This is a genomic window from Paenibacillus sp. FSL R7-0128 (assembly GCF_038002245.1).
GTDB lineage: Bacteria > Bacillota > Bacilli > Paenibacillales > Paenibacillaceae > Paenibacillus_AQ > Paenibacillus_AQ silagei.
On sequence record NZ_JBBOCD010000001.1, the window covers coordinates 5831054 to 5857245 of the forward strand.

The window sequence follows — 26192 nt, forward strand, 5'->3', positions numbered from 1 at the left end:
GCATTCAGGCTAATTTAGATGCCCTAAATCCACTTACTGTTCGTCAAGGTAGCATTTAAGATTTATTAAGTGGAGGAAATCCAACTGCTTCCCCGACAGACGGGTTGTTCGGAGACGGAGACATTCGGGACGGCGGCCTAAAATGCTACCAGCGGCTTCAGCTTCTCCAGCAGCTTGGGGCCGATGCCCTTCACCTTGCCCAATTCCTTCACGCTGCGGAAGGCACCTTTACTGGTGCGGTAGTCGATAATCGCCTGTGCTTTCTTCTCCCCGATGCCCGGCAGGTCCATGAGGGCTTTGGCATCGGCTGTATTCACATTGATCCGGCCGTCAGCCGCTGCCGGGGCTGCAGTGCCAGCGGCTCCACCAGTTCCAGCTGTTGCAGCCGCCGTTCCACTTGCACCGCCGCTTCCCGCCGCTCCTCCGGGTCCTCCTGAGTCCGCCGCACCCGCACCCGCTATCCCGGCACTCGCCGCTCCAGCGCCATCTGTTCCATCACCGGTGGCCGCACCGCCAACAACTCCGCTACCCGCCTCGCCTCCAACATTCGCGCCAGCAACTCCATTACCAATTACACTCCCGCCAGCTCCTGTGTCCACTGTTGCACCACCCGTGACTGCGTTGCCAGTTACTCCACTACCCGCCATACCGCCACCAGCTATCTCGCCACCTGCCTCTCCACTACCCGCCGCACCTGCAACACTCCAGCCAACTGCCCCGTCCCCCGCCGCACTCCCTCCAGTTACTCCACTCCCCGCCGTACCGCCACCCGATACCTCGCCATCTTCCGCTCTGCTCCCTGCTGCACCAACCGTACTCCCGCCATTAGCCCCGGCGCCTGCGCTGCCACCCTCACCTTCAGCCGCTACACCCAGCGCCTGCGCCATTCCGGCGTTCAGTGTAGACCATCCGGCAATGCCGGCGTCCTGTGCTCTATGGTCTGCGGCCCATACCAGGCCGCCGCCCAGCAGCGCGGCGGTAATGGCGCAGATGATCAATCTTTTATCCATCAGGTTGTCCTCCCTCAATAAATTGGAATTTTATTCAAAACTGTGATGAATACCTGTCATGTGTCCAAGTCTGGCCTGCATACATATAACGAAGAGTATCACTGTAAGCCAGCAGCATAAGAAAGGAGGTACCACAGGATGAAAGTGGGATTTATCGGAACAGGCAGCATGGGAAGTCTGCTGATCGACACCTTCCTTCGGTCGGGAGCCTTTGAGCCATGCGATGTGATGGCCAGCAACCGCAGCCCGGGCAGGCTGATGGAGCTGAAGAAGCTTCATCCCGGAATTACGATATGCTCCGGCAACATCGAAGCCGCCTCGGAGAGCGACCTGGTGTTCCTGTGTGTCAAGCCTTTGCAGTTCAAGCGGGTAACCGATGAGATCGCCCCTTATCTGCGCAGCGACCAGATCGTTGTATCGATTACAAGCCCTGTGCAGCTCTACCATCTGGAATCGGCCCTGCCCTCCAAGGTTGCCAAAATCATTCCCAGCATCACCCATTCCGTCCGAGGCGGGAGCTCGCTGTGCATCTTCGGTAGCCGATTAAATAAAAAAGACAGGCTGCTGCTGCTCCAGTTATTCTCCTGCATTGGTGTTCCTGAGGAAATTCCTGAGAATCATACGCGGATTGCCTCGGATTTCTCCAGCTGCGGTCCGGCCTTTCTGAGCTATTTCCTGGAGCGGTGGATTGAAGCGGCTGTAGAAGCAACCGGCATCGATGAAGCCCTGGTCACCCGGCTGGCGGGTGAGATGCTGCTGGGTACGGGCCAGCTGCTGACCGAAGGCTCGTTCACCCCGCAGGAGCTGCAGGAACGGGTAGCCGTCCGTGGAGGCATTACCGCCCAAGCGCTGAACCATCTGCAGACGAGTCTTGAAGGGGTGTTTGAACGGCTGATTACCACCACACATGACAAGTATGATGAGGATGTGGAAAAGCTCGACGAGCTGTTCGGCCTCGGCAGCATCGCCCAGAGCCGCTTAGACCGTTAAGCCATCCTGCCCCCTGCCTGGCCCTGTCCCTTCCCATTCTGGCAGTCGTCACGCTTCACAGGCCGCCCGAAACCAAGAAAGCCCGCAGCACGGAAACCTCCGTTGCTGCGGGCAGAATTGCGTTCTTCGCTTAACCCACTACGATATTTACCAGCTTGCCGGGAACGGCAATGATTTTGCGTACGGTTTTGCCTTCGACGGCCGCCTTCACATTCGGCAGGGCCAGGGCGTGGTCCTGCATTTCCTGCTGGCCCATATCCGCCGGAATCAGTGCGCGCTGGACGATTTTACCATTGACCTGCACTACAATCTCAACCTCAGCATCTACGGTCAAGGCTTCATCATAGGCCGGCCAGGCGACATAGCTGATGCTTCCTTCATGTCCAAGCAGCTCCCACAGCTCTTCGGCAATATGCGGTGCCAGCGGGGACAGCATCTGCACGAAATGTTCAGCTGCTTCCTTGGACAGGCTCTCCTGCTTGTAGGCATCATTGATGAAGATCATCAACTGGCTGATCGCCGTATTGAAGCGCAGCAGCTCGAAATCCTCCGTGACCTTCTTCAGTGTCTTGTGCCAGGTGCGTTTGAATTCATCCGTACCCCCGCCCTCTGTAATCTTCGCGCTGAGGCTGCCGTCTTCATTCACGAACAGGCGCCATACGCGGGAGAGGAAGCGATGAATGCCTTCTACACCCTTCTCGTTCCAAGGCTTGGTGGCCTCCAGCGGCCCCATGAACATCTCATAGACGCGCAGGGTATCTGCCCCGTAAGCTTCCACGATCTCATCCGGGTTAATGACATTACCGCGCGATTTACTCATCTTCTCGTTGTTGTTCCCCAGGATCATTCCCTGGTTGACCAGCTTGTGGAACGGCTCCTTGGTATCGACTACGCCGATATCATAGAGTACCTTGTGCCAGAAGCGGGCATACAGCAGGTGAAGCACCGCATGCTCGGCTCCGCCGATGTACAGGTCAACCGGCAGCCATTCCTTCTGCTTCTCCGGTGAACACAGCTCCTGGTCGTTGTGCGGATCGATATAACGCAGGTAGTACCAGCAGCTGCCGGCCCATTGCGGCATGGTGTTGGTCTCGCGGCGGGCTTTCATGCCGGTCTCGGGATCAACCGTCTCGACCCACTCGGTCACATTCGCCAGCGGAGATTCCCCGGTGCCCGAAGGCTTGATAGCATCCACATCCGGCAGAACCAGCGGCAGCTGATCCACAGGCACTGTCTTCATCGTGCCGTCTTCCAGGTGCAGAATCGGAATCGGCTCGCCCCAGTAACGCTGGCGGCTGAACAGCCAATCGCGCAGGCGGTAGGTTACTTTGCCCTTACCGCTGCCCTTCTCTTCCAGCCAGGCGATCATCTGAGCCATCGCTTCAGTATTAGACAGACCGTCGAGGAATCCCGAATTGACATGCGGACCGTCGCCGGAGTAGGCTTCTTCTTCGATATTGCCGCCCTGCACCACTTCGATGATGTTCAGGCCGAACTGCTTGGCGAATTCCCAGTCGCGGGCATCATGGCCCGGAACGGCCATAATTGCTCCGGTTCCGTAGCCGGCCAGCACGTAGTCGGCAATCCAGATCGGCACCTGCGCACCGTTCACCGGATTAATCGCATACGCGCCGGTGAATACACCGCTTTTCTCCTTAGCCAGGTCCGTGCGTTCCAGATCGCTCTTGCGGGAAGCCTTGTCGCGGTATTCGGCAACGGCTGCCTTCTGCTCATCCGTGGTGATGGCATCCACCAGCTTATGCTCCGGTGCCAGTACGCAATAGCTTGCTCCGAACAGGGTATCGGGACGGGTAGTGAACACTTCAAGCACAGCCTCATGCCCCTCAATCGCAAAGGTCACCTCAGCACCGGTCGATTTGCCAATCCAGTTGCGCTGCATATCCTTGATACTCTCTTCCCAGTCCAGCTCCTCCAGATCCTCCAGCAGGCGGTCGGCGTATTCGGTAATCTTCAGAATCCACTGGCGCATCGGTCTGCGGACCACGGGATGGCCGCCGCGCTCGCTTTTGCCGTCGATGACTTCTTCATTCGCCAGAACGGTTCCCAGCGCCTCGCACCAGTTCACCGATACTTCGGCCACATAAGCCAGTCCACGATTGTACAGCTGGATGAAAATCCACTGCGTCCACTTGTAGTACCCCGGATCTGTCGTACTGATCTCGCGGTCCCAGTCGTAGGAGAAGCCCAGCGACTTGATCTGGCGGCGGAAATTGTCAATGTTCTTGAAGGTAATGTCACGCGGATGCTGGCCGGTATCCATTGCATACTGCTCTGCCGGAAGTCCGAAGGCATCCCAGCCCATCGGGTGCAGCACGTTGTAGCCGCGCATCCGTTTGAAGCGGGACACGATGTCGGTGGCGGTATAGCCTTCCGGGTGGCCTACGTGCAGTCCTGCGCCGGAAGGATACGGGAACATATCCAGGGCGTAGAATTTCGGCTTGCCTGATTCTTCACTTGTCTTAAAGGTCTTGTTCTCGTCCCAGAATTTCTGCCATTTCGGCTCGATGGTCTGGGCGCGGTATCCAATATTGTCGCTCATCTTGTGCTCCTCCTTGGAGTGTTGCTGTATTAGGTAACTCTATTGTAAAAAAATACTGTAAATAAGGGTCACTGCAGAAAGTTTTGGGCTTCCGCCCGCTGTTATACTCGGATTTCTGATTATAAGCTTCAAGGTAGAAATCCGAGTATAAAGGCGGCCACTAACGTTGCTACAGCTCCAAAATTTCTTTCCGTTCCTTTATATTTACATAAAATCTGTAATAACCAATTCACTTGCCCAGTGCAACAGCAAAGCCCAAGAGCCGCCCATGCTTCGCCGGGCCGGGAGCCGGAGCGAGTCAACATATTCGCTCCTACGCCGTTCCCCCAGGTTAACCACAAAAAAACCTCCCATCCCTAGCGTATAATCGCTAGGGACGAGAGGTATGAATTCCCGTGGTACCACCCTAGTTAGCGGCGGACATTCTTTGTCCGGCACTCACTTTGACACCCTGTATCGGGGGTGAGGCGACGGCGGTTCACTCGCCGGTCCCTCTAAGGAACCTGCGGCTCGCGCCATTACTCGGAGGTGAGTTCACTGCGGTCCGTTAACCGGCTCGCACCTGGGGTGCCGGCTCTCTGCAATAACGGTCTCACGAATTAATACTCCTCTTCATCGCACTGCTATGAATGACTCTTCTTATCGTAATATTCACCACATTATAACCAAAAGATACATGTACCGTCAATCCTTTCACCCGAAGTAGCCGCAGGTCCCCCTGTTCCTGCATGTAACGGGATGAATTACGGCTGCTTTATGCCGGCCTTCTGCGGATATAATAGCCGATGATATGCTGAATGACCACCTTCGCGGCGGCGAAGAAAGGGACGGCCAGAATCAGTCCGATCATTCCGGCGATCTCCCCGCCGACCAGCAGCGCGAAGATGATCAGCAGCGGATGCAGATGCAGCTTCCGTCCTACAACCTGCGGAGAGATCACGTTGCTCTCCAGCATTTGGCACAGGGTATTCACCACCGCTACCAGCAGGACAAGGCGCCACGACAAGGTTGTGGCCATTATAATGGCCGGGGCCGCCCCCAGAAACGGACCCATATAAGGAATAATGTTGAATACCGCGACAACACAGGCGAACAACAGCGCATAAGGCATGCCGATAATCGCGTAGCCGATATAAGCGAGCACGCCGATGATGATACAGACGAGAAACTGCCCGCGGATATAGTTGCCGAGCGCTTCATCAATGTCTTTTAACAGCATCACAATCGACTTGCGGCGCGAACGGGGCAGACAGGATACCACCATCCGTTCGAATACCTCGAAGTCCTTCAGAATATAGAACACGAGAAAAGGCACAATGAATGCGTTGAACAGCACGCCAATGGTCGAAGCGATATTATTAAGGAAGTGGGAGATGCCTTCGGCCAGGCGGTTCTCCAGCTGATAGAACCAGTTATTCATTCCCGTCTCCACCCCGGGCGGAATCAGTCTGGAATTCATGCCCTTCATCAGCCCCTGCGCGTGCAGCGTCATCTCCGGCAAATGCTCGTTAAGCTCCTCCAGCTGTTCAATGAACATCGGGATCAGATTGATCAGAATCACCGCAAGCGAGGTCAGGAACACCGCATAGATCAGCAGGACGGCTACGCTGCGCGGCATTTTTCTCCGGGAGAGCATAGTGACCACCGGATTCAATACATATGAGATAATCATGGCGGCCAGGAACGGGGCCAGAATCGCTTTTAGAAACAGGAATACCCCATTCAGCATCGGACGGAGCAGCCAGACGAAATATAGAATAATCAGTGAGAGCAGCACGCCGATCATCCAGCGGAGCCATTTACTGCGGAACCACTCCTCCATAATCTCCCTCCTGAACGTGTACAGCCCTTAACCATCATGCATATTAGTATGTGTGGGAGGGGAATGAAATACTCCGCTCTGCAAAAAATTGGTTTTTTGTTATTTTAGTTCGCAGGTTGGTATAGTGGCCGGGTTCAAGGTTCGCTACAATCATAGTGTAAAGCGCTTACATTATTGAGGAGGGTATTGTATATGAGGAGAACGCTACACAAGCTATTCGGTGCAGGGATGACCCTGCTGCTTGCCGGTCTGCTGACAGGAGCTCCGTCCGTTTCGGCGGCCACCATCTTTGATGAGCCACTGACCTACTTCAACCCAGCAACCTGGCAAAAAGCAGACGGCTACTCGAATGGCTCCATGTTCAACTGTACCTGGCGTGCGAATAACATCTCTTTCACCAGTGGCGGACAGCTTCGTCTGGCCCTGACCAGTCCCAGCAATAATAAATTTGACGGCGCGGAGTACCGCTCTGTGTACAAGTACGGCTACGGCAAATACGAGGTCAGTATGAAGCCGGCCAAGAACAGCGGGATTGTCTCCTCCTTCTTCACCTACACCGGGCCTTCAGACGGCACGCCTTGGGACGAGATCGATATTGAGTTCCTCGGCAAGGACACCACCAAGGTCCAGTTCAACTATTACACCAATGGTGTTGGCGGTCATGAGCAGATTGTCAATCTTGGCTTCGATGCTTCCCAGAGCTATCATACGTACGCCTTCGACTGGCAGCCGGGTTATATTAAATGGTATGTAGACGGGGTCTTGAAGCATACGGCCACCAGCAACATCCCCTCCCGGCCCGGTAAAATCATGATGAACCTCTGGAACGGAATCGGTGTGGATTCCTGGCTCGGTTCCTATAACGGAGCAAACCCGCTGTACGCCTATTACGATTGGCTGAAATTCACAGGCAACTAACTTGCAGGCAGGAGATGGACCCCGGCGGTGCGCAAGCGGCATCCGCCGGGGTCCTTTTGTCTATGCGGACCATGGCGGCTCATCTTCAATATTTGTTATTCCAATCGCCACATTGGTATGGCGGCTGCTGCCGTCCTTCTGTACGATATATAGCAAGAATACAGCACAGGAGGAACAGATTCGGGTGGGGCCGCCGCCAGGCAAATAGGCAGAAGCACCCAAGCGTGTCTACGACAAGAAACCGCCTTATTATAGAGGCGGTTTCTTGTCCCTGCGGTATTTAGCGGCTGCTGCGGTCCCAGGCATTGACCTCCATGGTTTCGGTAAGTCCGCCGTAGGTGTTCCACTTGTGCACGAATTCGTCGAATTCTTCAAGCGGGCTGTCCGCGAAGATGATTTTGATGAAGCTTTTCTGCTCCAGCTTCTTCAGCAGCTCGCCGTCGCGCTTCATCGTCGCTGTCGGAGGTCCCGTGAACTGCTCCTTGCGGGAAGCCTCCTTCTGGCCCAGCAGCACAGGGGCAATGTCCTTCGGGATCTCCCGGATGACCCCGGAGGGGATCCGGGCCCCGTCGAAGGTTAGCGTGTACGAGGCTACCCGGATGCCGCCCAGCGGCAGCGCGGAAGATTGGGCGCTCGGCTGATCCCCCGCCATGGACCAGTCATAGCCCTCCGCAAGGCCATGGGCGAACTCGCCGGTCGAGGTAGCATATGAATCGAACAAATAATTCTGATACGTAAAAAAGATTTCAGGGTGCTTCATCTGCTTGTTAATCAGAATGGCACCATTGACAGGCAGGGTCCCTCTTCTCATGGTGAGCCCACCTGGCCCCGAAGGGATGGCAATTGCCCGGATGTGCGCCTCAGCGTCACTATTGGTCAGGGAGGACAGCGGCCAGCCGCGCATCCAGTAGGGTCCGGCAATGATGCCTGCCTTGCCGGAGATGAACTGGTTCGCTGCTCCCTCTTCGTCCAGCCAAGCGCTGTCAGCGCTCAGATAACCGCGCTGTACCCATTGCTTCATGAGCTGGACAGCCTTTCTTGCCCCGGGCTGGATGGAGCCGTATTCCAGAGTGCCGTCACTCCGGCGGTTCCACTGCTCAGGAACCGTACCGTAGGCGCCGAACACCCAGCTGCTGTCTCCCATCCAAGTGCTGGGGCCGTTGCGGAATCCGACCGACAGGCCGTAGGTATCCTTGATCCCGTTGCCGTCCGGGTCCCGGTTGACGAAGGCATCCATGACCTGCTCCAGCTCATCCAGGGTCTGCGGGGCTTTCAGATGAAGCTTGTCCAGCCAATCCTGGCGGACCCAGAGCAGCGGATCGGAGTTATATTCATAATCCATAATGGGAATGGCATACCTGTGCGCGCCGCGCATGAAGGGGTTCCATGCCGAAGCATCCTCGGCAACAGCCTTCTTCCACACCTCGGACGCATGCTGCTCGAACAGGTCGCCGACTTCCATGAATTGCCCTGAATCAATCAGCTCCTGGATAATAGCGGCATCTCTGGTCGTTACGATGTCGGGCATATTGCCTTTGGCCAGCTCCAGCCTCAGCTTGTTGGCGTAGGTCTCTGAGGTGCCGGAGATCGTCCAGAGATAACGGATGCGGATGCCCAGCCGCTTCTCGGCCCAGGCCGTATGTACGTTATGCTCCAGGCTCTCCCCTTTGATAAAGTTCAGATTGGGGTTCACGGAGCCTACGGTATACAGGTCTACCGGAGGATCATATTTGCCTTCCTTAACATCGAAGTAAGGGGCTGTACTCTGCGGTGAAGCGGGCGGCTGACTATATTCGGTGCTGTCCCAGGAGCAGCCCGACAACATCAGGAGCAGCAGGAACAGCGGTGAACGGACTTTCATGTAACCACCTGCTTTTCGTAGAGTTCATAATCTTATGATACACTTCTCCATATTACAGCAAATGTCTTGCAAAGGATGATCTTTATGGTGGCATGGCGTCCCAACCTGTTCATTAAAATGGTGGCAATCCTGCTCTCGCTGATTGCCGCCACACTCTTATTCTACGGATCATCCTACCGTAAGGATGTCGGAGTCATTACAAGTCAGATCAAAACCACAGACCTGAATCATCTGGAATTTCTGACCCAGCAGATGGATAACAACATCAACCAGCTGGCGGGCAGCATGTATGCCCTGCAGCGAGACCCCACCATCCGTGATTATGAGCAGATTACGCAGCTGGGCCATCTTATTGATCCCGCCCAGACGATTATGACGGTGCTTGAGAAGCTGTCCCTCCAGACCAGCTCCAGTACGTGGGAGAACCGGATTGTCTTGTACAAGCCCTTCAGCGGGGAGACCTTGGGCTCGGATTCCTCGCTGTCCTTCGATGTCTCTGTCCTGCACAAACTGCTCCCGGCGGGCTGGGAGTATATCTCAGAGGATCGGGCCGGTGCGGAGGCAGGCTTCCGGCTGCTCTTATCGGACCCTGCCCAGGCAACAAGCCGGCCGCGCGAGGCGCAGCTGCTGATGTCCATGTATTTACCGGTCTCCAATATTGAACGGATGTTCGATGCCTACCAGTCGCAGAACACGGGAGACACCTTCCTGTACCATCCGTCATTCGGCGTCATCCTCTCGCGGAGTTCGGACCGGCAGATGGCGGAGCAGGTCACCGCGGCACTGAATATCACGGCCGGGAAGAGTACCTCCGACATCTTCGATCTTAAGCAGGGCAGCTTCCTGGTCAGCTCGGTGCCCTCCTCGGCCATCGACTGGCAGGTCGTGCATTATTCACCGCTGAAGGAGATTCTTGAGCCGATCCGCAGCAGCCGTTCTTCCTTCCTGACAGGATCGGCTATCCTGCTGGTGATGAGCCTGCTTTTCTCCTTGCAGCTCTACCGCCAGGTGCAGCGTCCGGTGAGCCTTCTGCTGCGTTCGCTCAACCGGATGAAGGAAGGGCGCTGGTCTACCCGTATCCATACCCGGACCAACCCGGAGTTCACGCTGCTTAATGAAGAATTTAATGACATGGCCGAGAAAATTCAGTCGCTGATCGAGCAGGTCTATCTGGAGCAGCTCCGGGCCAAGGATGCCCATCTGAAGCAGCTTCAATCACAGATCAATCCGCATTTCCTGTACAACTGCCTGTTCTTCATCAAGAGCAAGGCCGCCATAGGAGATACCGAGTCCGTGGAGGCGATGGCACTCAGCTTAGGCGAATATTACCGCTATATCACCAGGGTCGATCATTCCCTCACCACCCTTCAGGATGAGCTGAAGCTGCTGGAGAATTACCTGAAGATCCAGAACCTGCGGAAGCAGCGTATCTGCTACGAGATGGATATGGAGAGCGAACTGCTGGACCTGCACATTCCGCGGCTGCTGATTCAGCCGCTAGTAGAGAATAGTATCATTCATGGCATTGAGCGAAAAATCGGCCCGGGCTCCATCCGGATCACCGGCCGCCATACCGAGGAAGCCATTCTCATTACCGTCGAGGACAACGGCGCCGGGATGACAGAGGAAGCCATTGCCGCACTTCAGGCGCGTATCAACGAAACTACGCGTGAGGATGGAGGCTGCGGGCTATGGAATGTCCAGCAGCGTCTCAAATTACATTACGGCGAGGCTTCCGGCCTGATGATTGCCCCTTCACCGGAAGGCGGTCTAATAACAACTCTCCGTATGGAGAAGAAAGAGGAACCTGATGCACCAAATTCTATTGGTTGACGATGAACCCTATGTGGTCGATGATCTGTCCATTTCGATTCCCTGGGCGGAGATGGGCTTCGGACAGGTCCACAAGGCTTATTCCGGGTATGAGGCGCTGGAGCTGCTCCAGCGTCATCCCATCGATATTGTAGTCACAGATATCAATATGCCGGAGCTGTCCGGCACCGAGCTGATTGCCGCCATCCGCAAGCGCTGGAAGCATATCCGGGTGGTCATGCTGACCGGCTATGCGGAGTTTGAATATGCCCGCAAGGCCATTGAGGAGCAGGCCAGTGCCTATCTGCTTAAGCCGATAGCCAATGACCAGCTGATCGCCGTCATCGGTAAGCTGCAGGAGAAGCTGCGCAGTGACTGGGAGGCCTGGTCCTCCCACCAGCGGACGATGCAGACCTTCCGCGAGCATCTGCCCATTCTGCGGGACCGCCTGCTCGGGGAGCTGCTGCAGGGACGGAAGCTGCCCGGGCCGCAGCTTCAGGAGCGGCTGGACCAGTTCGACCTGCCGTTCAGGGCCGGACAGCCGGTCTGTCTGGCCGTGGTCCGTCCCGAGGAATTCTTCCGCCGCCAGGATATGCACAGCATGCTGCTGTTTGAATATGCAATCATTAATATCGCCCAGGAGCTGTTCCAGGACCGGTTCCTGATCTGGTCCTGCAAGGATGTGCATGACTATCTCGTATTCCTGCTGCAGCCCAGGGAGGATCTTGAACATGGCGGCAATCCGGGAAATGAGGTGGCCCAGGCTGCCTATCAGCTGCAGAATCATGTCAGTACCCTGATGGGAGGCGGCCTGTCCGTGGTGACCACCGGCTGGGGAGACTTCCCGGATCAGGTCTACACTCTCTATCAATCCGCCATCTCGGCCATCCGCCAGCATATCGGGAGCGAGACCGGCATCTATCTCGATACTACGGATAACAGCAGCTCCCAGCCCGTGGAGATTCTCCAGCCGCTGTATGAGCCTCCGCTGCTGTTCCACATGTTCGAAGCGAACAACTGGCAGGGCATTGAAGATAAGCTGAACGCTATCGTATCGGAGCTGATCCACAGTCCCGAGCGGTCACTGGAGCATATCCAGGAAGCCCGTCTGCACTTGGAGACGGCCTTCTATTACTTTGCCCACAAGAATAACAAGCTGCTGAGCGAGATTGTCGGCAATCCGCTGCTGGAGCAGGCTCCCTTTCAGACGCCGGACAAGCTGCGGGAGTGGGCCATGGAGGTTATCCTTCTGCTGAGAGAGCATACGGATTCCGAACGGCGGAACAGCCGGACCGTGCTGATCCGCAAGGTACATGAGTATATCAACCGCAATCTGCACTATGTCTCCCTACAGGCCATCGCCGACCATGTCCAGATGCATCCGGTCTATCTCTCCAAAATGTACAAGCTGGAGACCGGCAAGCGGATCAGCGACTACATCAGTCAGGTAAAGATGGAAAAAGCGGCGTATCTGCTTATCCATACGCCGCTCAAAATTTATGAAGTTTCCTCGGAGCTCGGGTACTCCAACGCCCACTATTTCATCAAGCTCTTCAAGGAATATGCGGGGATGACCCCGCATGAATACCGTGACCGGGCGCTGTAATTCCGTCAGCCTGCGAAGGTAAGCTCTACCTCATGGGCGAAGCCGTCATCTACGGCCGGTACCAAGCCGTCCTCCAGTACCCGGCCGTCCAGCATCAGGCGGGCCGCCCCATCCTGCATGCGGTGGAAGCCCTCCGGCTTACGGACCTGAATCCTGTAGGAGGAGCTGCCAAGCTTCAAGGTGTAGGTAAGCTCCGTCTGCTCTTCCCGCAGCACCGGACTCAGGGCTATGCCCTGCTCCGTATATTCAATACCCAGCGCTTCCATCAGCGAGAGGGTGAGCCAGGTCGAGGTGCCGCTAAGCATCGGACCGATGTTCTCACCAGTCTCGCTGTTGTTGTATTGGGTGCAGAACCGCGGATTCCCGCAGACGGCAAACGGATCATCCATCGTCTTGAACGGCATAATCCGGTCCAGCAGCCAGTAACCCAGGCGGCAGAGCTCTGCTGCCAGATCCGGGCTGGATACTTCCTTGGCCCCCTTGAACATAGCCGCAGCAGCCATCATGCAGGCATGCTTGAATACGCCGCCGTTCTCACGGTCACCCGGGAAGTATTCATCCGATGCCGTGTGCGTGGATACCCGGCCCAGCGCCACCGGCGAGACCAGCTTCATGCCGTAAGGCGTCATCAGATGCGCCTTCATGGTGTCCAGCATCACCGCGATCTGATCCTCATCTGCACAGCCCGCCAGAATGCTCCAGCTGAACGAATTCAGGAAGTACGAGCCGTCCTTCGCCGGATCGGAGGACATCCCGTCCCCGGCAGCGCCGAGATACGTGTATTCTCCGTTCGCATAGCGGTTGAACAGCACACGGGCGAAGAAATCCCCCTTCCAGGCATGCTCCTGGATGCGTGCGCGCAGCTTGACTCCGAAGCCGGTCAGCTCATCTGCATACGCCTGCTCGCCTTTGCGGGCGGCCAGGGCGGACAATTCATCGACCGCCACCTTCAGCAGGAAGGCATTCATGACGCTCTCGGAATAATCACTCTCCAGCGAATCCCCGAAGACACCGCCAGCCTCCAGCTGCTTCCGGTAGAGTGCTTCCTTGGCCGGGCCGTTCAGGTAGGTGTCATCGAGCTTCAGACAGTCGTTCCAGTCTGCGAAGTCGAGCAGCGGCAGGCCGTGGCGTCCGATCGAAATCTGTCCGGAATAGACAATAATGGCCTTCAGGGTCTCGAATACCGGCCGTTCTGTGTCCGTGCCTGCTACCGGACAAGACTCATCGAGGAACTCCGAATCTCCGGTCAGCATGACATAACGGTAGACAGCCTGGATCAGCCATAGCGCATCATCGGACCATTTGCCCGGCTCTTTGCCGGCCCAGAAGAAATTGTGATACGCATACCCCAGCTCGAAGACCATGCTGGTCCATTCTTTCAGCAGGCTCTTGACGAGGCCGCCCCGGCCCATCCCGACGAAATAATACATCGAGGCATACATATCCTGAATTTCACGGAAGCCGATCTCCCGGTAGCCCTTCTGGGTCTGACAGAAGGAACGGGAGACAAAGCTCTGGTAGAGCACCTGAAAAGGCAGATTACGGTTCACGAACTGGTCGAAATCCGCGTCCCCGGAGGATACCTGCAGGAACCTGGAGTAATTCCGCACGAACTTCAGGGATTGCGCCAAGGCTTCTTCCGCCGAGCTGCGGCTTGTGAAGCGGGCGATCAGCGCACCTACCTCTTCCTCCAGCACCGTATCGCTCCAGGATGCACCGCTCTTGTCGGAGACAAGGCCCGTCAGCTGGTCAACTGCTGCCGTGGCTCCGGCAGCAACCTGAATCTCCCCCGCTACCGCGAAGAAGCCCGGCCCCTTGCGGTGCAGAATGCTGCTTAGCTTCAGCGCGCCGGATGGGCGGTGAAGCGAGCCGGTGCCGACGAACTCATTGTAGCTGACGCAATATTCGCGGGGCAGCACCGGTCCGTCTTCCCCGTGGATGATCATCGTGTGGAAGCGCAGATCATGACGCCCGCCTTCCGGGTAGTAGTCAGGGCTGATTGCAGCCACGGCACCATCAGCGTCCTGCAATACGCCGCCTTGCATAATAACATTGCTATACAGCACATCCTCGAACAGAGCGCCCGGTGCTGCCGAACCGAACATGCCCGTGTACACCAGACGAAGCTGGCGGCTGCTCTCTCCATGGTTCGTAATCGTAACGCGCTGCATCTCGGTCGCCAGCGGCAGACCCTCAGCATGCGGCAGAATGAAGATGGTGCGCGTAATCTCAAGTCCGCCGGACAGGCGGTACGTGATGATGGTTACATTCTGTGAATGGCGGCAGACCGCCGATTCAATGCCTTCTCCGCCCGGATCAGCGGAATAGAAGATCTGCTTCCCGTCCTCGAACAGATAGAATTGACGGTTGGCCGGGAAGCCGTTCTCCTCCTGGCGCATATCCCAGCGGGTCGCCAGCACCTGGGTAGCCGCATGGGAACGGAAGCTGCCGCCGCCAAGGCGGTCTACCACGCTCTTCGGTGTAGTCTGGAGCGGATGAGGGAACTCCAGCCGGTTGCCCAGCAGCAGATTGACCGCGAAGTGCGGACCCGGAACGGGGGAACGCAGGTCAATCACATGCTCGCCTTCAGCGTTAAGGGCACCAGCCCAGCCCGGTGCAGCCTGAAGCTGCGCCAGTGCCGCGCTTGCAGCCGCCTCCGGTATAGCTATTGCCTGTTCCTGTCTTCCGGCATGGCGGATATGCAGGGATAGCTCCGTACCTGTATCATTCACGGTGAACAGCGCCGATGCGCCAGTCTCCTTCGGCAGCAGCGCTGCCACCTCCGGGAGCTTAAGCAGCTCCTGAATGGCAGGCAGCCGAAGCGGAAGGCCCGCTACGCCAACAGCTCCGATGCACTGGGAATCCGTGAAGACGGCGCTTAGCTGGCCGGCTGCGTCTATCCGGTCTGCGAATGCCTGTCTCAGGATATCCTCAGGCGAAGCAGCCGCTGCTCTTGCGGTATTGAATTTCAGCATCATGAATGGTTCTCCTCTTTTCCTGTTTTCTATTGGATGATACTCATTCCCTGTTATGTATACTCATTGGGCCGAAGAATTGGGGAAGGTTCTGGACAAGCATGAAGAACGGTTGCCCGTTCTCCATGTAATGATTATAGAAGTGTATGCGGCCAGTCTAAATACCAAATCGTAAGCCTGAATAACAAAATCCAAAGCATGTTCAAGGTGCTTAAGGTGCAGCTGCTGTCCCGTTATTCGTGAGCACAATATCATCCACATCCACCGTCAGATGCCCGGTGCCGCCATCCTTGATATCCCCCAGCTCGAAGGAAATGCGGCCGATGGAGGTGCTGCCTCCGGCAACATCGAATTCTACGGTATATTCCTGATATTCACTGCCCAGATCAACAATTTTGCTCGTATACCCGTGCCAGTTGTAATTGTCTGCTACATCCAGCCAGCCGATGCTGATATTCATTTTGCGTTCAGCCGATGCCTTGGCCTTGAAGGTAAGTGTATAATGATTGCCTTCGTTGTAAGCGACTCCCTCATAAAAGACCTGCCGGTCCCAGGTGTTCGTGCCGGTGGAGCCCACCTTGATCTGCAGCGCTCCATCCACATTGTCAATGGCTAACTCCCCGTTGTCAGAGGAGTAGCTGCTCCAGCCCTTAAGCGGCTCTGAGAAGTCCCCGTTCGGAATCAGATTCTCCCCGTAAGCCTCACCATCCAGCACCGGGCTTACCTGAAGCAAGGAGATATGGCTCAGGTTGACCATATGCGCTCCCAGCTCTTCGGTGATCTTGCCCAGACTGAACTGGAGCACCGCTGCGGGATCCGTTGCCGGGGCAGTGAACAAATATTCATAGTGTCCGCCGTCTTGGCTGAGTCTCAGCTCCTGTTCCAGATAAGGAGTCCAGTTGCCATCCTCAGTCCCGTCATGCTGAACCAGCGCTTTAATATCCCGGCCTACCGAAGCATCCGCATCGAAGCGCAGCAGATATTTCTTGCCCTGCTCTACCGGGATGCCCGCTTGCTTCACCTGTGCATGCCAAGCCTCCGTTCCAGTTCCGCCGAGGCTAACCTGCAGTTCTCCATACACAGCCTTCATTACAGTGCTCTTCCCCGGGTCATTGTCATCCCAGTCCTTCTTGTATAGCGTCCAGTTGTCGGTGGAAGCGTCCTTGAAGCTGCCGTTCACCACCAGCTCGCGGGACAGATCCAGCCAGGCCAGATTGTAGCCGCTGCCGCCAAGACGGATGTAATAGCTTCCCGCAGGCAACTCCAGTGGTGCTCCAACGATCGCCCGGTAGGACTGAAGCCCTCCGGTATCGCCTACTGCCGTGCTGTAGACAGATTCCGTCACCACCTTCTGCTTGCCGGCATCCAATACGGACAGGGTAAGCTCCGAATCCGCGCGCACACTGGATACGCGGGTTACCGGAACAATGCTGCCTGCCTGTGGCAGTACCACCTTGTATTCCACATAGTCGCCCTTATCCATATCCGTGATATCCTTGCCGCCTTCACCGCTCGGAATCAGGCCGGTTCCTGAGGCTCTCCAGAACTGGTCTCCGCGCAGATGCAGGTAGTTAGTGAGCACTGGCGGATCGGTCATCCGTACCAGACGCACATTGTCAAGCTCGGTCTGTCCCACAGCCGCGCCGAGAAGGAACGATAATGCAGCTTCCGTGCCGGACCCGCCGGACAGCTCAATTTCTGCTGTATAGCTCTTCCACTCCGGTGTCAACGTGAAGATGGTTCCGTCAGGATAGACCGTCTGTCCACCGCTGCTTGCCAGCTTGATGCCAAGCGGCTGCGCCTCGGACGATCTCGCATCGAAGGCAAGCTGGTAGACGGCTGCCGCCGACACAGGAATCCCTGCCTGGGTCAGCGTCACATCCTCCGGCGATCCTCCGGCCTTCTGCACGTCCGCCCGGAATTCCCGCTTCATCATCGGCAGGGCAAGTGTATTGGTTACACTGGCCTTCGCCGCTGCTTCCGAGCCCTGCCTAACGGCAAAGCTCCAATATCCGAGCCGCGCTTCTTCCAGATCGAAGCCTCCGTTATAGATCAGGTTGCCGTCAGCAAGCGGGGTGCGTACTACCGGCGGTGCTTCTGTCTCTACCACTCTTACATTCGCGAAGTAGGCGGAAATGTTGTTCAGACCCAGATTGAATTCAAAGCGGGCATTATTGTCCGAAGCCTTGGCCATTGTGAAGCTGTACTCATACGGCTGCCAGTCCGGTGTAAGCTGGAAATTGCGCTCCCCGGAGTAAGCCGTCCATCCGCCGCCGAATTCGGTCAGCTTGCTCATCAGCGGCCGGGCTGCATCCGCTTTGGCATCGAAGGTTACCTTATAGGCTTTGCCCCGCTCCAGCAGCAGCGGCTTCTGCGCAAGCTGAATGGAATAATTCTGTTTGCCGGCCTCATGGACGGCAACCTTCACCGCCTTGCCCTTATCCTGATCATCAATGACGGAGGCTGTTCCGCTCCCGCCTTCATTCTCAATTAATTCCCAATATTCCGGCTGACCCTGGGCTGCTACAGTACCCTTGAAGTCCCCGTTGTAGATCTGATTCCCGTCTGCCAGGGCAGGACGCTGCGGGGCCGAGTGCCCCGGATCGATCGGCCGCTTGCCTGTTACGTCCGGCCATTGGTCCAGGTTCTTGTACTTGTAGACCCTTACATAGTCCACATACATCTTATCCGACTTGAAGTCGGCCTTCGGATCACCCGGCCAATCGCCGCCCACGGCCAGATTCAGAATCATATAGAACGGCCGGTCAAACGGAGCAGGGTACGTATAGTAATCCGGCTGGCCTTTGGCCATCGTTCCCCAGTCTTTGGTTTCAAAATACATTTCATCGTCCACATAATACCGGATCAGGCCCGGAAGCCATTCCAGCGTGAAGTTGTGATAATCATCCGCGAAGGTCTGGCCCTCCGGCAGTACATAGGTTTTGGTCTGGGATGCGTGCGGAATGTCGTAGTGAATCGAGCCATGGACCGTTCTTGGATAGAGATCCGCCTCTGCCTTGCCGGCAACCGGTCCCGTCAATTCCATAATGTCCATCTCGCCGCTTCCCGGCCAAGGTCCATACTGCGTCTCGTCATCGGTTGGCATCATCCAGATGGCTGGCCACATGCCCTGCTGAACCGGCAGCTTGGCCCGCACGGTAAATTTGCCGTAGGTCCAGTCGCCCTTCATCTTCGAGGTCAGCTTGGCTGAAGTATAATTCTTCCCGCCGTAAGCCTGCTTCCGGGCTTCCAGCTCCAGTACGCTCTGCCCGCTCTCTGTCGTAAGCGAAGCGTTGTCCGGGTGATAATATTCCAGCTCGTTATTGTACACCGTGCCGGTATCCTGTACATTCCATTTGCCCTCATCAATGGCCTGGCCGTCGAATTCGTCATTCCACACCAGCTCCCATGGATTGTTCTGGGTTGGCGGAGTCGGGGCCAGCGTCGGGGTTGGTGTGGCAGCAGGCGTCGCTGTCGGCACCGGCGTCGCTGGTGAAGGTGTTGAGCTTGGCGCTGGTGTGACACCGCCTGCACTTCCGCCGCCCGCTTGGGCCGGGGCAGTGGTAGCCTTGGCACTTGCCTGCGCTGTAGCTCCCGTGCCGGACAAGTCCCGAATCGTCTCGCCGGACTTGAGTGCCTGGCCGTTGAGCAGCACACGATCTGCCTGGTTCTCAAGCCGGCCGATCTGCCCCCGGCTCACGATCTCTGATCCTGCAGCGCCTGCGCCGATGAGCACAGTCTCTGCGCGTGAGCCCGCTCCGATCTCCACCTTCGCCGGCTTAAGCAATTCAATGCGCGCTGCGGTGCTGCCATCCTCCAGTACCATCCTTACCAGGGTGGTAAGCTTATTCAGCTTGATCTGTCCCAGGGTAGATTGGCGGAACACCACCGAATGTTCACCGCCTCCTGAGATATGTGCTGTTCCCTGCACCTTAATGCCCGAGAACGAGACTTCCCCTTCCCCTGCTCCGGCTGTGACGTAGAGATTGCCGCTGACCGGGCCGCCTTCGAGCTGCACATTCGCCCGGTTGACAATCACATTGCCGGACACGGCTCCAAGCTTCTGGCTTCCCTCGCCTGAGCTGATCCACCCGACCATCCGGCTCAGCAGCTCGGCCAGCTCGGCCCGGGTCATCTGCGCCTTGGGATTCAGCTTGCCGTCCGCATCGCCGCGCAGGTAACCGGCGTCCAGCATGGCACTCACGGCTTCCCGGGCATAGCCGCTGACCACTGCCGCATCTGACTGTGCAGCCAGCGCACCCGGGGAGCCCGCCTCCAGCGTGAACGCCCGGCTCAGCATGGTTACAGCTTCCTGGCGGGTGACCGCCGATCCCGGCTGGAACCGGCCGTCCGCGTAGCCTTGAATAACGCCTGCGGCATTCACGCGGCTTACATCCTTGCCATACCAGGAAGAAGCGCTTACATCACTGAATACAGTGCTGCCCGAATCCGAATAACGGAACACGCGGCTGATGATGGCGGCCATCTCTGCCCGTGAGACCGCTTGTCCCGGTCTGAATTGTCCTGCCTCGTCCCCTTGCAGAATTCCTGCGGCTGACAGCCTGTTCACTGCAGCCGACGCCCAGTGCTGCTTCATATCGGTGAACCCTGCCGCCCGGGCTGCATCTGCCTGTCCTGTACTTGCAGACAGCCTGTCTGCGTCTTTCCCGTTATCTGCCTGCACTATTCCTGTAGTTCCCGGAAGCTGAATTCCTGACAGCAGCAATCCGGCAATCAGAAGCTTCGATATTCCTTTGCGGTACATCTGAACATTCCCCCTCGTGTAGAACCTTGTTGAATTCTGGCCCCGTGCCAGTCGATTTCAGTATAGGGTCCGTGTCCCGGAGACGACATACCAATTCCTTAGCCCTTATAACAAAGATGCAACTTTCGTAGTGTTGTTTTTCCAATTGTTTTTGGAGAACAGCAAAAAAGCCCAAATACCAGGCGGCTTCAAGAGCCGCCCGGTATTTGGGCACGGCGAATCTATGTAACTGTTAGCCGGTTATGAATCAGGCAATGCTCAAGAGGAGGCGTGGATTTGCGGGAAATCCTGTGCAACCTCTTCACCCGAGAACAGATCGTCAAGCGAGCTGAGCGTGCCATCCTCTTCAACCTGATACACCGACATTTTCTCGCCGTTGACCGTTAGTTCGATGAAACAGCCCCAGCAATAGAACTGGTGGGAGCCGATCTTGCCGATATCCTTGGAGTTGCAGTTTGGACACTTCATATAATACATTCCACCTATCCGTTAACAATATTAATGGCATTTTGGAGCCGTTCTTCACTCATCGCGGGAACCAGTACAGAATCCTCTCCGATAGTCATCTCTTCAGAACAAGGCAGCCATTTGCGGCCTTCGATCAAATCAGTTACAAGCCCGTCACTGATTTCCAGCGCTACTATTGTGTTTCCCAACTTTTGGTCAAAATAAACATCCGATATTCGCCCAAGCACCGTTCCCGATGCTGTAAGCACCTGCCTGTCCTTCAATTTGTTCTTTCCCAAGAGGAAAGTGTAGGATATATGGTCAGCGTCAACCTTAACAATCGACTCTTTATTGCGGATCATGACAGCATCTTCGCCATAAGCGGCAATATTATCCCATGCCACAACTTTCACAAGCCTTCCAAAAAAAGATTTACTTTCCAGTTCAATACCCGTAATATTCCAGTTTGAATCCAGTCCAATGTCGATTATTTCACCGACTTCCGTACCTTCTTCAACTTCATATACAGTGAGGCCAATCATATCTTGAAGCTTCATGGTATCCAAAGTCCCCTCACCTTAAGTATTGCATACGGGTCCCATGGGCCAAAGACCTCCCGAACGTCTGCCAGACTGCACGAAAACCTAGTCTTTTGTACGCAGCCGGTTCAAAACGGTTCCAACTTTCTGGGCCACAACCTGCATTTCTTCATTAGTATTACCCAAACCTGTACTAAAGCGAATCGCAGAGTTCAAAAGTTCTTCCGGAAGCTTCATCGCCTGCAGAACATGCGAGATTTCCAGAGATCCTGATGTACAGGCTGAGCCGCTGGCTGCCGCAATCCGTTCCATGTCCAGGTTCATCAGCAGCACATCTGTCTTGGCCCCGGGGAAGCTGATATTCAGAATTCCAGGCACCGTATGCTGTTCATTTCCGTTGACGACATATCTCTCTGCTCCGACCTGCTTGTCCAGCTCTTCCAGCAGTGTTCTGCGGAGCTCCAGAGCCTGCTCATGATGACCCGGCAGCCCTTGTACAACCAGTTCAACGGCTCTGGCGAACCCGGCGGTATGAGCCAGACTCTCCGTGCCCGCCCGCCGGCCGCGCTCCTGAAGTCCGCCATGCTGTCTTGGCATAAGCGGCGCCCCCCGCCGGACGTACAAGCCTCCAATCCCCTGCGGACCTCCGATCTTGTGGGCCGAGAAGCTCATATAGTCTACCGGCAGATCGCGGAGCACCAGGGGCAGCGTTCCCAGAGCTTGTACAGCATCTACATGCACAAGCACACCCCGTTCGGCCGCTAATCTGCCAATCTCTTCTATAGGCTGTACAGTTCCCACTTCATTATTCACATACATTATGCTAATCAGTACTGTATCCTCGCGCAGAGCCGATTCTACATCCTCCAAAGAGACACGGCCGGTAGAATCGACAGGAAGATAGGTGACCTCGAAGCCCTGCCCTTCCAGTTCCGCGCAGGTATGCAGCACTGCATGATGCTCAACCGCTGTAGTAATGATATGTCTACCCTTGGAAGCAGAAGCATAGGCCGCCCCGAACAGGGCGAGATTATCGCTCTCCGTGCCGCCGCTTGTGAACACCCACTCCTCAGGGGAACAGCCCAAAAAGCCCGCGATTCTATCGCGCGCCCCATTTATAATTCTCTTGGCAGACCGTCCGAACTGGTGCACACTGGACGCATTGCCGTACTCGTTCAACAGCATATGATACATAACCGCTGCCACCTCCGGATGAACCGGTGTTGAGGCGGCGTGGTCCAAATAGATGGGTTTCATAACGAAATTCTCCACTTCTTGAAATTCAGGATTTTCTTAAAATATAAGAATTTATTTGTTTCACACGATAATTTATCCTTCTATTTCTCGCTGAAACGGTACCGTCCTTGAAAGGACGGCAATGCCGTTTCCACTTACAGGACTACTAGATTATACTGCTGAACTGCCTGTTTTACCACCTGTTAATAAACACAATATTGTAACATTTGTCCATGGTTGGCGCTCCCGATCAGCCCTCTAATTCCGGCAACCGCGCGGCAAGCTGCTCCTCGGAGATCACTTCAATACCATGCAGCCGCAAGAGGGCTGTGGTCACCCCTTCTCCGGGGATTTTCCCGCCCGCAAATTCTCCGTTATAGATCCTTGAGCTGCCGCAGGAAGGGCTGTTCTCCTTAAGGACAACAAGCGTGGCAGCTAAGCTGCGTGCCTGCTCCAGCGCGGCATGCGCGCCTTCTATATACATTGCGGTTACATCATTCCCTGTTCTGTCAACCACCCGGGCCTGCCCCTCCAGCACATCTCTGCCGCTGCCGCCTATAATCTCTGCCGGTTCTCTCGGGGTAGAGAAGCCGCCCAGCAGCTCGGGGCATACTGCAACCGCCTGCCGGCTGTCCAGCAATTGCCGGATGCCCTGCTCCAGACAATCGGTTCCATTATATCTGACCTTCATTCCTGCCAGGCAGGAGCTTACGATAATCATGTGCTGCCCTCTCCCTTCGCAATCTTCAGTCTCATCTTATATAATTCTAATATAATGCTAAGACAAGCTGTTCGGTCTGTAAACCGTTAACTACCCAGGGAGGCATAGATAAAATGTGCGGAAGATATACGATTACGGTAACGCTGGAGGAGCTGATCGCCAAGTATTTCATCCGGGAGCATCCGCTCATCCAATATGCGCCAAGGTATAACGCGGCTCCGATGCAGCATATTGCTGCGGTTATTCATGACGGCACACAGAATAAGCTCGGAGAACTCCGCTGGGGGCTGCTCCCTTCCTGGTCCAAGGAGGACAAGAACGCTGCCAAGCTAATCAATGCACGCAGTGAAACGCTGCTGGAAAAGGCTTCATTCAAAGGGCTGGTGGCCTCCCGCCGCTGTGTGATTCCCGCAGACGGCTTCTATGACTGGAAGACCCTGGAAGGCGGCAAGCAGCCGATGCGGATCACGATGCGGGACGGTAAGCTGTTCTCCATGGCTGCACTGTATGATATCTGGACCAGTCCGGACGGCGGCAGAATCTCCACCTGCACGATCATCACCACCGCTCCGAATACTCTCATGAAAGACATCCATGACCGGATGCCGGTCATTCTGGATGCAGACGGGGAAGCGCAGTGGCTGGAGCGCAGCAACCGGAATATTCCCGGCCTGATGAAGCTGCTGCGGCCTTACGATGCGGAACAGATGATGGCTTATCCCGTCTCCCCAGCCGTGGGCAATGCTCGGAGTGACTACCCGGAGCTGATCCGCAGAGCCGGGCCGGAGCCGGTGCAGGGCACCCTATTTTGACTGCTGCCTGGTAAAATATCTGCTGTTTGAAACCTCCGGTCCCAGGGTATTAACTAAAGCTCATACCTCATAATATCCATCCACAATACGTATCCCAGGAGGAATTTCATATGGCTCCCAGCAGACAAGCAGTGTCCTTAAGCGCATCCGGCGCCTCCATCGAGCTGGAATGTCTCTATCATTCAACGCAGGGGCGATGGGCGTATGCCTATAACAAGGACACCTACCACTTAAGAATCCGCAGCAAAAAAAACAATGTAGACCGGGTATTTGCCCTGACCGGCGATAAATACGACTGGGAGCAGCATCATCAGGAGCTGAGCATGCGCAAGGTGGCTACCGACAGCTTCTTCGATTACTGGGAAGCAGAAATCTTCCCTGAGTTCAAACGCTTTTCCTACGGCTTCCGGCTGGAAACCGATCAGGAAACCGTATGGATGCTAGAATCCGGGTTCTTTACAGACAGGCTGCCCGAGCCTGCCGGAGGCTACTACGAAATGCCTTACCTTCATGAGGCCGACCTGCTCCAGGTTCCCGAATGGGCGAAATCTGCGGTCTTCTATCAGATTATGCCGGACCGGTTCGCTAACGGAGATCCGGCGAATGACCCCGAAGGGACGCTCGAATGGGGGGCACCGCCCACCCACGACAGCTATTTTGGCGGAGACTTGCAGGGGATGATTGACCATCTGGATTATATTGCCGAGCTTGGCGTAACGGCGCTGTATCTGACCCCGATCTTCCAGGCTCCCAGCAACCATAAATATGACACCGTTGACTACGGAACGATTGACGCCAGCTTCGGGGATCTTGATAAGCTCAAGCAACTGGTTGATCTCGCCCATTCCAAAGGGCTTAAGGTGGTCCTCGATGCCGTCTTCAATCATACCAGCTCCGAGTTCGCACCGTTCAAGGATGTGCTGGAGCATGGAGCGGATTCCAAATACGCAGGCTGGTTCCATGTCCATGATTATCCCGTTCAGGTGCTGGACGGCAAGGCCAACTATGATACCTTCGGCTTCTTCAGCGGAATGCCCAAGCTCAACACTGCCCATCCGGAAGCCAGAGATTATCTGCTGGATATCACCAAATTCTGGCTCAAGGAGGTACACATCGACGGCTGGCGGCTGGATGTAGCCAATGAGGTGGACCATGTATTCTGGCGGGATTTCCGCAAGGCGGTCAAAGAAATTAACCCGGAAGCGTTCATCATCGGCGAGGTGTGGAGCGACTCCCTCAGCTGGCTGCAGGGCGACCAGTTCGATTCGGTAATGAACTATCCCTTCTCTGACCGGCTGCTGAAGTTCTTCGGGACCGACGAGGAGGTTGATCCCGGAACCTTCGCTGCTCAAATCTACGGGCTGCTCATGCGTTATCCCCGGCAGGCGAATGAGGTGCTGTTCAATCTTCTGGCGAGCCATGATACCCCGAGAGTGCTTAACCGGCTCGGCGGGGACAAGGGGCGGCTGAAGCTTGCGGTCACCTTCCTCTTCACCTTCACCGGGACGCCGTGCATCTTCTATGGGGACGAGATCGGACTTACCGGCGGAGACGACCCGGACTGCCGCAAATGTATGATCTGGGAAGAGGACCGGCAGGACCGTGAGCTGCTGCACTTTTATCAGAGCCTCATTGCCCTGCGCAAAGAGCACGAGGTGCTGCGCACCGGCCAGTTCCGCTTCCTGCGGAGTGATCCGGGCAGCCGGGCCCTAGTGTATGAACGCTGGAATGAGCACACCCGCTTCACAGTCTGGATGAATAATTCCGCTGAACCGCTGACGCTTACGCAATCCCTGGGTGAGGGCACTTGGCAGGATGCCTTGAGCGGCGAGCCGGCCAAGATGAACGGAGATCAGATCCGTATGACGCTGGAGCCGCTGGAATACCGGATTCTGTATAGCGGACAAGCTGGCGGCGAAGCCTGATTACCTGCGCACCGGCACAATGTATGCTGTTTTTGGCATACATTCGGGCCATGTGCCTGCGCACCACCACAATGTATGCTGTTTTTGGCATACATTTGGGCCATGTGCCTGCGCACCACCACAATGTATGCTGTTTTTGGCATACATTCGGGCCATGCACCTGCGCACCACCACAATGTATGCTGTTTTTGGC

Annotated in this window: 16 protein-coding genes; 6 read left to right on the forward strand and 10 right to left on the reverse strand. The window is 56.0% G+C overall.

Going from position 1 to position 26192, the window contains the following annotated elements; genetic code table 11:
• Positions 1-137: 137 nt before the first annotated feature.
• Positions 138-1010 carry a ComEA family DNA-binding protein gene (locus tag NST26_RS24580; protein WP_340979986.1) on the reverse strand — a complete coding sequence of 291 codons (873 nt, stop codon included), beginning with the start codon at positions 1008-1010 and terminating at the stop codon, positions 138-140.
• 138 nt (positions 1011-1148) lie between these two features.
• On the opposite strand from NST26_RS24580, the gene comER reads away from it, so the two are divergent.
• Positions 1149-2000: a late competence protein ComER gene (gene comER / locus NST26_RS24585; protein ID WP_340979988.1), complete on the forward strand. Its 852-nt coding sequence runs from the start codon at positions 1149-1151 to the stop codon at positions 1998-2000.
• 130 nt (positions 2001-2130) lie between these two features.
• Here comER and leuS read toward each other — a convergent pair whose 3' ends face one another.
• Together leuS and NST26_RS24595 are read right to left on the reverse strand one after the other, a co-directional pair.
• Positions 2131-4560: a leucine--tRNA ligase gene (gene leuS, locus NST26_RS24590; protein ID WP_036732290.1), complete on the reverse strand. Its 2430-nt coding sequence runs from the start codon at positions 4558-4560 to the stop codon at positions 2131-2133.
• Positions 4561-5314: 754 nt separating this feature from the next.
• On the reverse strand, positions 5315-6382 hold the full coding sequence (locus NST26_RS24595; RefSeq protein ID WP_036732291.1) for an AI-2E family transporter: 1068 nt from the start codon (positions 6380-6382) through the stop codon (positions 5315-5317).
• Positions 6383-6610: 228 nt separating this feature from the next.
• Here NST26_RS24595 and bglS point away from each other — a divergent pair, with 228 nt between their 5' ends.
• On the forward strand, positions 6611-7300 hold the full coding sequence (bglS, locus tag NST26_RS24600) for a beta-glucanase (protein WP_340980867.1): 690 nt from the start codon (positions 6611-6613) through the stop codon (positions 7298-7300).
• A gap of 280 nt (positions 7301-7580) precedes the next feature.
• Here the strand turns inward: bglS and NST26_RS24605 are convergent, their stop codons facing one another.
• Positions 7581-9161, reverse strand: a complete 1581-nt coding sequence (locus NST26_RS24605; protein WP_340979990.1) for an extracellular solute-binding protein — start codon at positions 9159-9161, stop codon at positions 7581-7583.
• Positions 9162-9245: 84 nt separating this feature from the next.
• Here NST26_RS24605 and NST26_RS24610 point away from each other — a divergent pair, with 84 nt between their 5' ends.
• Together NST26_RS24610 and NST26_RS24615 are read left to right on the forward strand one after the other, a co-directional pair.
• On the forward strand, positions 9246-10994 hold the full coding sequence (locus NST26_RS24610) for a sensor histidine kinase (protein ID WP_340979992.1): 1749 nt from the start codon (positions 9246-9248) through the stop codon (positions 10992-10994).
• Positions 10972-12579, forward strand: coding sequence for a response regulator (locus NST26_RS24615; protein ID WP_036732293.1), 1608 nt, complete (start codon positions 10972-10974; stop codon positions 12577-12579). The genes NST26_RS24610 and NST26_RS24615 overlap by 23 nt, the downstream gene beginning before the upstream one ends.
• 5 nt (positions 12580-12584) lie before the next feature.
• Here the strand turns inward: NST26_RS24615 and NST26_RS24620 are convergent, their stop codons facing one another.
• The 6 genes from NST26_RS24620 to NST26_RS24645 form a co-directional block, all read right to left on the reverse strand.
• Positions 12585-15557 (reverse strand): GH36-type glycosyl hydrolase domain-containing protein, encoded by a 2973-nt coding sequence (locus NST26_RS24620; protein ID WP_340979993.1) that lies wholly within the window; start codon positions 15555-15557, stop codon positions 12585-12587.
• A 208-nt stretch (positions 15558-15765) separates the two neighbouring features.
• On the reverse strand, positions 15766-20319 hold the full coding sequence (locus tag NST26_RS24625; RefSeq protein WP_340979994.1) for a carbohydrate binding domain-containing protein: 4554 nt from the start codon (positions 20317-20319) through the stop codon (positions 15766-15768).
• Between the two features lie 258 nt (positions 20320-20577).
• A complete protein-coding gene (locus NST26_RS24630) occupies positions 20578-20787 on the reverse strand; it encodes a hypothetical protein (RefSeq protein WP_036690502.1) in 210 nt (69 codons plus the stop codon).
• Between the two features lie 14 nt (positions 20788-20801).
• A complete protein-coding gene (locus NST26_RS24635) occupies positions 20802-21323 on the reverse strand; it encodes a PRC-barrel domain-containing protein (protein ID WP_036732295.1) in 522 nt (173 codons plus the stop codon).
• A gap of 87 nt (positions 21324-21410) precedes the next feature.
• Entirely contained in the window at positions 21411-22562 is a 1152-nt protein-coding gene (locus tag NST26_RS24640; protein WP_036732296.1) for a cysteine desulfurase family protein, read from the reverse strand.
• 229 nt (positions 22563-22791) lie between these two features.
• On the reverse strand, positions 22792-23262 hold the full coding sequence (locus NST26_RS24645) for a DUF523 domain-containing protein (protein WP_036732298.1): 471 nt from the start codon (positions 23260-23262) through the stop codon (positions 22792-22794).
• Between the two features lie 113 nt (positions 23263-23375).
• On the opposite strand from NST26_RS24645, the gene NST26_RS24650 reads away from it, so the two are divergent.
• Both NST26_RS24650 and NST26_RS24655 read left to right on the forward strand, forming a co-directional pair.
• Entirely contained in the window at positions 23376-24074 is a 699-nt protein-coding gene (locus tag NST26_RS24650; RefSeq protein ID WP_339311168.1) for an SOS response-associated peptidase, read from the forward strand.
• Between the two features lie 110 nt (positions 24075-24184).
• Positions 24185-25999, forward strand: a complete 1815-nt coding sequence (locus tag NST26_RS24655; protein ID WP_340979995.1) for an alpha-glycosidase — start codon at positions 24185-24187, stop codon at positions 25997-25999.
• Positions 26000-26192 lie beyond the last annotated feature (193 nt).